Annotated in this window: 9 protein-coding genes and 1 pseudogene; 2 read left to right on the forward strand and 8 right to left on the reverse strand. The window is 39.3% G+C overall.

Annotated features, from left to right (window positions below):
• Together K6G87_RS01120 and K6G87_RS01125 are read right to left on the reverse strand one after the other, a co-directional pair.
• A partial coding sequence (locus K6G87_RS01120) for a hypothetical protein (RefSeq protein WP_296832710.1) occupies positions 1–277 on the reverse strand: 277 nt, incomplete at its 3' end.
• A 360-nt stretch (positions 278–637) separates the two neighbouring features.
• The gene (locus K6G87_RS01125) at positions 638–1,336 is read right to left on the reverse strand and encodes a YggS family pyridoxal phosphate-dependent enzyme (RefSeq protein ID WP_296832713.1); all 699 of its coding nucleotides are present in this window, start codon (positions 1,334–1,336) and stop codon (positions 638–640) included.
• Positions 1,337–1,613: 277 nt separating this feature from the next.
• On the opposite strand from K6G87_RS01125, the gene K6G87_RS01130 reads away from it, so the two are divergent.
• A complete protein-coding gene (locus K6G87_RS01130) occupies positions 1,614–2,765 on the forward strand; it encodes a DUF3048 domain-containing protein (protein ID WP_296832716.1) in 1,152 nt (383 codons plus the stop codon).
• A 115-nt stretch (positions 2,766–2,880) separates the two neighbouring features.
• On the opposite strand, the gene K6G87_RS01135 is transcribed toward K6G87_RS01130, so the two are convergent.
• Genes K6G87_RS01135 through K6G87_RS01145 form a run of 3 tightly spaced genes read right to left on the reverse strand, consistent with a single transcriptional unit; the run spans position 2,881 to position 5,590 of the window.
• Positions 2,881–3,594, reverse strand: coding sequence for an SDR family oxidoreductase (locus K6G87_RS01135; RefSeq protein WP_296832718.1), 714 nt, complete (start codon positions 3,592–3,594; stop codon positions 2,881–2,883).
• A gap of 26 nt (positions 3,595–3,620) precedes the next feature.
• Positions 3,621–4,643, reverse strand: coding sequence for an SPL family radical SAM protein (locus K6G87_RS01140; protein ID WP_296832721.1), 1,023 nt, complete (start codon positions 4,641–4,643; stop codon positions 3,621–3,623).
• The gene (locus K6G87_RS01145; protein WP_296832724.1) at positions 4,643–5,590 is read right to left on the reverse strand and encodes a hypothetical protein; all 948 of its coding nucleotides are present in this window, start codon (positions 5,588–5,590) and stop codon (positions 4,643–4,645) included. Before K6G87_RS01145 ends, K6G87_RS01140 begins: the two co-directional genes overlap by 1 nt.
• Positions 5,591–6,045: 455 nt before the next feature.
• Between K6G87_RS01145 and K6G87_RS01150 the strand changes: the two genes are divergently transcribed.
• Entirely contained in the window at positions 6,046–6,330 is a 285-nt protein-coding gene (locus tag K6G87_RS01150; RefSeq protein WP_296832727.1) for an HU family DNA-binding protein, read from the forward strand.
• A gap of 285 nt (positions 6,331–6,615) precedes the next feature.
• Here the strand turns inward: K6G87_RS01150 and K6G87_RS01155 are convergent, their stop codons facing one another.
• The 3 genes and pseudogenes from K6G87_RS01155 to K6G87_RS19765 form a co-directional block, all read right to left on the reverse strand.
• Entirely contained in the window at positions 6,616–7,581 is a 966-nt protein-coding gene (locus K6G87_RS01155; protein ID WP_296832729.1) for an IS3 family transposase, read from the reverse strand.
• Positions 7,578–8,255 carry a helix-turn-helix domain-containing protein gene (locus K6G87_RS01160; protein ID WP_296832732.1) on the reverse strand — a complete coding sequence of 226 codons (678 nt, stop codon included), beginning with the start codon at positions 8,253–8,255 and terminating at the stop codon, positions 7,578–7,580. Before K6G87_RS01160 ends, K6G87_RS01155 begins: the two co-directional genes overlap by 4 nt.
• 241 nt (positions 8,256–8,496) lie before the next feature.
• Positions 8,497–8,982 (reverse strand): annotated as a pseudogene (locus K6G87_RS19765) (DnaJ C-terminal domain-containing protein).
• Between the last annotated feature and the right edge of the window lie 3 nt (positions 8,983–8,985).

Below are 8,985 nucleotides of genomic sequence, written 5' to 3' on the forward strand. Positions count from 1 at the left end.
CATAGCTTAAGAATATTCCTTCTTCGCCTCCGAGATATCTCGTATCAAAAAATCTCGCCAAAGCAAACAATAATACCAGCCGGAATAGAGTGAAAACCACTTTCTCTTTTGACGATGGAGACTGAATGATCATATAAAACAAAATACTGCACAAAAACGGAAGCAGGATAAGTAGAAGCAAAAAGCCCCATACACCCGTTAGACATGATAGAAGAAATAAATAATCTGTTATTAAGGCTAGCAGGATTATTTCTATTGCTTTAATATATTTTTTCATTGTATTTCAGCTATCCTCCTTTATTAAACTCGCAAACGCTTCGCTTTTTGCTCGTTATAAAATCGATGCTAACGCAGCTCTATCTCACTTATATTGGTATTATTCAAATATTATGAGGTAGGTGTCAAAAGTTCCTTTTGACACCTTATGACTAACGGATTGTTCCGTTTCTTCGAAACTCTCACATCTACGTTCCACTCCGGTCGGCGCAAAACAGACATCCCCCGGATGTCTTGCGCCCTAAAACATTCGCAAATCCGCACTACGTGCTACTTTGCTCATGTTTTGCGGGTCATAAATTCATATTCGATTTCGAGCAAGCTCGAATCGAAATGACTTTTGACCCTTGCATCATTTTAATTATACAGCATAATTTCTTTCGCCGAAAATTCCTGTGCCAACACGTATAAGTGTTGCGCCCTCTTCTACTGCAACCTCATAATCGCCGGTCATACCCATTGAAAGAGTATCCATAGGCTCTTTAGTAAGCTTCATCTCATTAGCTTTATTAAGAAGTTCTCTAAGTCCTTTAAAATACTGTCTGTTAGACTCCGGATCTTCTGTATAAGGAGCAATAGTCATAAGACCACGTATTCTTATATGTTCAAAGTCTTTGATAGAGTCTACAAATGGTATACATTCTTCGGGAGTAAGACCAAATTTGGTGTCTTCTCCTGCCATATTCACTTCGCACAAAATATCCATAACAATATCATGCTTTGCTGCCTGCTTCTCTATCTCCTGTGCAAGCTTTAGATTATCTACAGAATGTATCATATCTACCATACCCGGAAGATATTTAACTTTGTTATTCTGAAGATGTCCGATCATATGCCAGTGAAGATCTTCCTTGATCTTGGAAGTCTTATCACGAAGCTCCTGAACTTTATTTTCTCCAAAAACTTTTATTCCGTAATCCATAGCCTCTCTTATATCAGATACCGGCTTGGTCTTACTTACAGCTATAAGTGTTACAGAATCACGAGACCTTTGTGCTCTGTCACATGCTGCCTGAATCTTCTTTTCAACTGCATCTAGATTATCTGTAATATTACTCATGGTACGCCTCACTATTTATTGTTTTACTTTAACATTCTACCACACTGCCCCAAACCATGCATCCATGCATGGGGGCAGTACTTGTAAAATCCTTTTTACCACACTGCCACGGACCATGCATCGTACCTAAATAGTTTATTTTCAGTTTAATTTCAGATAAAGGTTGTACCATAAATTTGTTTTTGGTAAAATAGATAGGCAGGTTTTTTCCTGCCACAAAACTAAACGGACTGTCTTCCCCTATTTTACTAAACGGCAGTCAGAAAGAGTATTGATTATGAAAAAAAGATTTGCTTCTCTTTTTGTAACAGGTCTTTGTGCAGCTATGATCGCAGGATGTGGTTCAGATGACAGCACTCAGACATCTGGTATCGGATCATCAGCAACTGCAGTTGAAACACCTACTGTTTCAGCTACAACAGAGACTTCTACTGAAGAGGTCGCAGAAGAAGTTGCAACAACCGAAGTTCCTGAAGGAATGTACCTTAGCGAACTAACAGGCGAGCCTATCGACGAGTCTTTAAAAGACCAGCGTCCTATCGCTGTTATGGTTGACAACGAACTTACAGCTCTTCCTCACTACGGAACAGCTGAAGCAGACATCGTTTATGAGCTTATGAACAGCACTAAGAACAACCGTATCACACGTCTTATGTGCATCTTCAAGGACTGGGAGTCTATTGAACAGCTCGGAAGTATCAGAAGTACAAGACCTACAAACATCGTACTTGCTGCTGAGTTCAACGCAGTACTTTGCCACGATGGTGGTCCTTACTACAACGACAGCTACTTCGCACAGGATCTCTTCGCAGATCACTTCTCAGGTATCTTCTCTCGTGTAAACAATGGTAAGTCACGTGAGTTTACAGAGTATATCGTATCAGGAGATCTTGACAGTGCATTCTCAAATTCAAGCATCTCAACAACATACAATGAGAATCGTTTTGATGATGGCGAGAAGTTCTACTTTACAGATTATGGTACAACAGTAGATCTTTCAGCAGAGGGAACAGAAGTTTCTGACGTTACAGAAGTTGTTCTTCCTTTCTATCACAACAGCTCAACTCTTAAGTACAACGAAGAGACACAGATGTATGAATACTATGAATATGGTGAAATCCATCTCGATGCTGAAGATGATGAGCCACTTGCATTCGATAATGTAATCCTTCAGAATACAAGCCACTCACAGCTCGATGAGAACGGATACCTCGTATACAACTATCTTGATAGTGGTGAAGAGTGCACAGGTTACTACCTTACAAAGGGTCAGTGCATCCCGATCTACTGGATCAAGGGATCACAGGATGCTCTTACATACTACTTCACAGATTCTTCTTACTCACAGGAGCTCCAGATCAACACAGGTAAGACATATGTAGCTCTTGTTCCTCGTGATACATGGGATGAAGTTGAACTCAACAACTAATCCACCTGTTTAAACACAGACATTCAAAAGGCAGTACATGAATTTCATGTACTGCCTTTTTTATACTCAAACTTCTCGCTTACTAATAAGTTACTTCCCTTGCAATTTGATTATTTTATTTTCTTTTTATTCTGTGAAGCTGAGGTCTTATAACCATCTGAGGTATCGCTACTCCGTAAGGTCTTTCAAGGATATACTTTACCGCTTCTGCAACCTCTTTTGGATCAAGGCCTGCATCTACCGCATCATCCGCTTCAAAGTCAGCGTTTCTGTATAGATTTGTTCTTGTCATATCAGGCATTATAGTTGTGACTCTTACGCCGTATTTTCTTGCTTCTTCAAAAATGCTGTTACCAAAACTAAGAAGTCCCGCCTTTATGGCACCATAAGCTGCGCCATGAGGATTTGAAGATGAAATCGCAGTTACAGATGAGATGTTTATGATAGTTCCACCATTTTTCTTAAAGTCTCTTAGAAGCATCTGTGCAAGTATCATTGGAGCTTCAAGATTGGTTCTTACCATTTTACTGATTTTATCAGGACCAATCTCCTCATGAAGTCCATACCAGGCGCATCCTGCATTATTGATCAAAATGCCAATCTCCGCTTCCTTCCTGATCTCTTTGACTTTATATGTAAGATCTTTAGTATCGGTAATATCACAGACTATTTTTTCAAATAATGAATTATTTAAAAGCTCCTTGTCTGTCTTTTCAAAGTCTCTTCCAATACCAAAAACTCTGTATCCCGTAGAGCAAAGCATAAGAGCAATCTTCTCTCCTATGCCTGATGATGCACCTGTAAGAATGACATTTTTATTTTCGCTCATACTACTCCTTTAATAAGTATTACTGATCATTCCGCCCATCTGAATATTTCAGCATCAGGACATATTTTTCTTATCTCGCCTGTCAAAAAAATCTCCATCTCATCAACAAGATCATCAGGATAATGATAGTATCCTTCATCAAGTACAAATGGATACTGAACAGCCGCTGATAATGGCATTGCTTTTCTCATCTTCTTAAGATAAGATTCTGATATTCTAAAGCTTCCAACGCTAAAATCCCTGATTTTAACCATATCGATTGATTTTTGAACATCCCGTATCATTTTTCCATATATATCTTTCCATGAAGGTATATATATCATAGGATCAAAGCAAAGTCTGACAGGCCATCCGCTTTCAAGATAATGTGACGCCGCTTCAAGCCTTTGCCTCATACTGGCAGAACCATGCTCAAACTTTGCTATTACCGGTTCAGGTGAAATTGTCCATGCAAAGATCACTCTGTCGCAAGGCTCTATATTAAGATCTTTTCTGCCACACTTTGTACGTATCTCTATTGTCAGATTCTTGTGTTTTTTAGTAAATTCTGTCCATTCCAGAACAAATCCTGTAAGATTATCGATTGCCATAAGATCAGTATCGTAAGATACGCACAGATACACAGGAAACTTTTCTAAGAGCTCTTCAACCTCTTTAAAAATATCTTCAATATTTACAAATATAACAAGATTTCCTGACGGATACATTCCCTTCAGATAGCAATATTCGCAGTCATACAGGCAGTTCATTATACAAGAAGTATAATAAAAGTGGCTATTACCAAAATCCTGACAAACCGGTGCTCCATCATACACAAGACGTCCTTTTTTAGCAGCAAGGATCAGATTCCTTGATGAATGCTGAAGAATAAAATCCTGCCTCTTTCTGTTAAAAACATCTTTATAATGATCGATCACAATAATACGAGAATCTGGAAAGTGTTCTATGATTGACTTTACTCTTTGGTTATTAAGTATTTCTTTTTCTATATAAATATGTTTGAAGGCACCCTGAACGCTACCTCCAAAGGATCTCTCTATATTAATCACTATAAATCTCTCTTCCAAACAAAATCCCTGTGCATACTCTCGGAGTGTTTATCAATCACATCTCCGTCTGATATATATTTCCTTATTATTTCAAGGATTCTCAGGCCCTGCCGCTTATCTTTACAAGGAAGCATTTGCTTATTTCGCAGATCTGAAAGCATTGTATTATAGTCTATCCCTGCTACATCTGCATATCTTAAAAGCTGCCTTATCTGAAACTGCATAGATACTGACGCGTGAAGTTCTTTACAAAGCCGACTTTCTTCAGCATTATCTATACTTGTATCATCCAAAAAATGATTATGATCCTTAAGCATTTCAATATAATTGATAACTTCGTCTAAAGAATCCTCTGCCTTTGATCTGACAGAATCTGCCGTTATTCTGCCATCTCCCTTATCTGTCACAAATTTAAGAAAATGCATCTGATGAGGTCCTATAAAATGTGATGCTGCTTCATAAACAGCAGCTCCCTCCATGTCATACAAAACAGTAGTTGAGTATTCACCATAAGGATCTTTTGAAACGTCCCAAAAGCCTTGATCAAGCCCATTTTCAGCTTCATATATCTTACTTCCTGTTAGGATCATGGCTTCATCAAGATCAGATCTTAATAGCATATCCGGATAAAAAGCTCTTCCACTGTCTATATTAACCAGTTTATTACAAAGATAAAGTCCCTTGGATCCGGTATCTCCTTTACTGATAAGAGCACAGCTACCAATATTAAGCATCAAAATACTATCAAGACAAGTTTCATTTTCTGAAAAAACATAACCTACCGCCGTAGCCGCATTCAAAGGTCCTGGTCCTGTTATATACAGACATATATCTTTTTCATCATTATTATACTTTTTATAATATTTATTTGCTTTATCCTGCTTTAGCTCCAGTGCTTTTATAAAAGGCTGCGCTTCAGGATATAGAGCACAAATAATACAAATCATTTAAATCTTCCTTTTTTATGTCAAATAAACGTAATGATTCTTGATCAAATTCAGAATATCTCTCCGCATTTACGCATCAGATTTTCTCAAATAATTAATATCAATTATCAAAATAAAACTCAAGCATAATTATTTTCAGCTTTCAAGACTTGTGTTTTATACTGTCAGCTCATATGTTAAGGGCTGCCACAAGGGCAAAGTCAACACCTTATTTTAGAAATAAATCATGCTTATGTTACAACAGGCAATCTATACCAAAAATCATTATACTACTAAGCTCCTATTCCTTGTATATAAGTGCTTTTCGAAAGCAATAATTGTACAAATCCAGTCATATAGTAAAAAATTCCGAATATTTTATCTCAAATCGTTTATTTGTGCTTGTTTTTCTGATTATATAGTGCTAGAATGTGCTTAGTTGTTATAAATCCTAATAAAAGACGGAGGAAAAACAGATGAACAAAGCAGAACTCGTTGATGCAATCGCAAAGCAGACAGGTCTTTCAAAGAAAGATTCTGAAAAAGCAGTTAAGGCATTGGTTGATGCTGTAACTAAGACACTCAAGAAAAAGGGTAAAGTACAGCTTGTTGGCTTTGGAACATTCGAAACAGTTAAGAGAGCAGCAAGAAATGGTAAGAACCCTCAGACAGGCGCTACTATAAAGATTCCTGCAGCAGTTGCTCCTAAGTTCAAGGCTGGTAAGGCCCTCAAGGATGCTGTTAACGGCAAGAAGAAATAATAACGAATTACCCAGCGGAGCGATCACTGAACAGGGGTCTGTCAAGTAGATAGGCCAAATAAACAAAATAAGTCAAGAGAAAAGGTGATCACTTCATTAGAGGTGGTCACCTTTTTAGATGCTAAAATCATATAGATTTGGAAATGGTGACAGTTTGAACTGTCACTATAATCCTTGGTCTGCTTAATGACTACTTTATCTGTAGTCAAGCAGATCAAGGATATTTGTGCGCTTGGCGCACTTTATTCAAGGTCAGTAGCCTCTGGATTCATTTCTATTCTTTTGTTAAGCTGCCCATTTAGCTTTATACTTCTGGATACGCTTATTCTCAGGAATGGGATAATCAGTAGGCTTATCTGTAAGCATTGCTTCATTACGTACCTGGGCAGGCGTCTTTCCACCGAATCTTTCCTGTGGCCTTTCGTTGGTATAAAAGTACATGTATTTCTCTATGGCGTTCCTTAGTGAAGTTTCATCAGTTATATCAAACATGCAGTACATTTCAGTCTTGATGATGCCCCAGAATCCTTCAGTCGGTCCATTATCTATGCAGTGTCCTACTCGAGACATTGACTGTTCCATTCCTTGTTCTTGTAACTTCATTTTAAAGACTTTACTGGTGTACTGAAATCCACGATCTGAATGAAAAAGTGGGGCGGCATCAGGATTTTCAGCTATTGCTTTGTCAAACGTTTTAAATACGAGTGCATTATCATTTCTTGTACTGATAACATAAGATACCGGCGTTCTGTCATAAAGATCAAGGATGGCACTCAGATACAGTTTCTTATTAGCTTCAGGGATCTTAAACTCAGTAACATCAGTTGTCCATTTTTCATTAGGTTTGTTTGCGTGAAAGTCTCTTTTGAGCGTGTTCTCTGCAACAGTTTCTGGAGTTGAAGGTTCATACTTCTTTCTTTTCGCACGAATAATCGCATGAACTCCAATAGCCTTCATGATCCTGTGTATGCGCTTAACTTTATAATCAGTCCCATTGAAGTGGTTAATCCAGAGAGTCATCCGTCTGTATCCAAGGATATGACCAAAGCGATCATCGTATTCTCTGATAAGCTCAGCAATTCTATGGTCTTCCAATTCTTGTTCTGGAACTTCTCTGTGAAACCATTTGTAATAAGCTGCGTGTGATACACCCAGCGTCTTACACATCCAGTTTATGCTCCAATGCTTTTCTTTATAGAAAGATTGTATTGTTGTATATTTACACTCTGATCTGGTTCTGCCGAGTCTCACATCCTTTCCAGTTCTCTCACTTTTTTTAACAGTTCAACTGCCATATCCCTTTCCTGGAGCTGCCTCTTAAGACGTAGATTTTCCCGGCGTAGACGGTCCAGTTCATCGATTTCATCATCCGTTTTGTGATGCCCTCGCTTGTCAACAAGAGCATCCTCCCCATTTGCATCATATTTCCTCACCCAGCTATAGACCTGAGCATATGAAACATCATACAAAGAAGCCGTGCCTTTGTAGTCACGATTATGTTCGATACAATATTTAACAATTTCCTTGCGTTCTTCGATAGTGGTTTTCCTTCGTGCTTCTGCCATATAGACCTCCCGCTTAGGATCATAGTCTTTAAGCTCTCTATTGGCATTATACTCTGAAATCCAGTGTCGCAGGGTACTTCGATCAGATATTCCAAATTTCGCGGTACATTCCATTACGGATAATTCGCCTTTTATAACTGCTTCTACGCAGGATATCTTAAACTCCCGGCCATATTTCTTATTACCAGTGTTTTTTATAAATGCGTCTGCTCCATGGTGTCGATAAGCGGCAACCCAATCTCTAAGTGCGGTACGACTAATACCATTATCATTGGCAATTGAATTATATGACCCATTACCATTAAGATATTCATTTACTCTGTCAATCATCCACTCTACGGAGTGTTTCCTTTTACCCATAAAAAATCCCCCTAAAACAGACTTTGGTTATTTCCATTGTCTACTTTAGGGGAATCATATCAGAATCTTGACGCAGAGGTTTTTTATTACTTTTTATTGCTATTGTCTGGTGTTTTTTATGAGCTGTTTATACTGTTTTTGCGCTTTTTATGCCGGATGAGCACCGCCGCATTTTGTGATGTATGTCTATTTTTATGCGGTTTGCGCATGCCTGTATTTTGGTGATATGTGTCCTGTTTTTTTATGCAGTGTGCGCCCTGTCGGCGGTTCTCTCGTTATAGAGCGTCTCAAATTCACGGAGTTTGCGGATCTCCGCATCAGTCAGGTCTTTGGGAACCTGGATCTGGACAGTGACGTAGAGATCACCGGGCGGTGCACTGCTCTTTTCGGCATGAATTCCCTTACCGCGGATACGAATCTTCTTTCCTGCATCCGTGCCTTTGGGAATCTTGCAGACGATCTTTTTGCCGTTGGGCAGACGGACCTCCGCCTAGCCGCCGAGGACGGCTGTCATGAAAGGAACGCTCGCTGTCGCGTAGATATCCTGTCCTTTTCTGGTAAATTCCCTGCTCTCCTCAACGGTGACTTTGAGCAGAACGTCGCCCTTGCGGCTGCCGTCTGCGGACATGTGTCCCTTGCCGCGAAGTCGGACAGACTTGCCGTTGTCGATGCCGGCCGGGATATGGACGCGCAGAGTCTGTGTGCCGCTGCCGTCCGCTTTCTGCAGGCG

The organism is Butyrivibrio sp. (assembly GCF_024699075.1).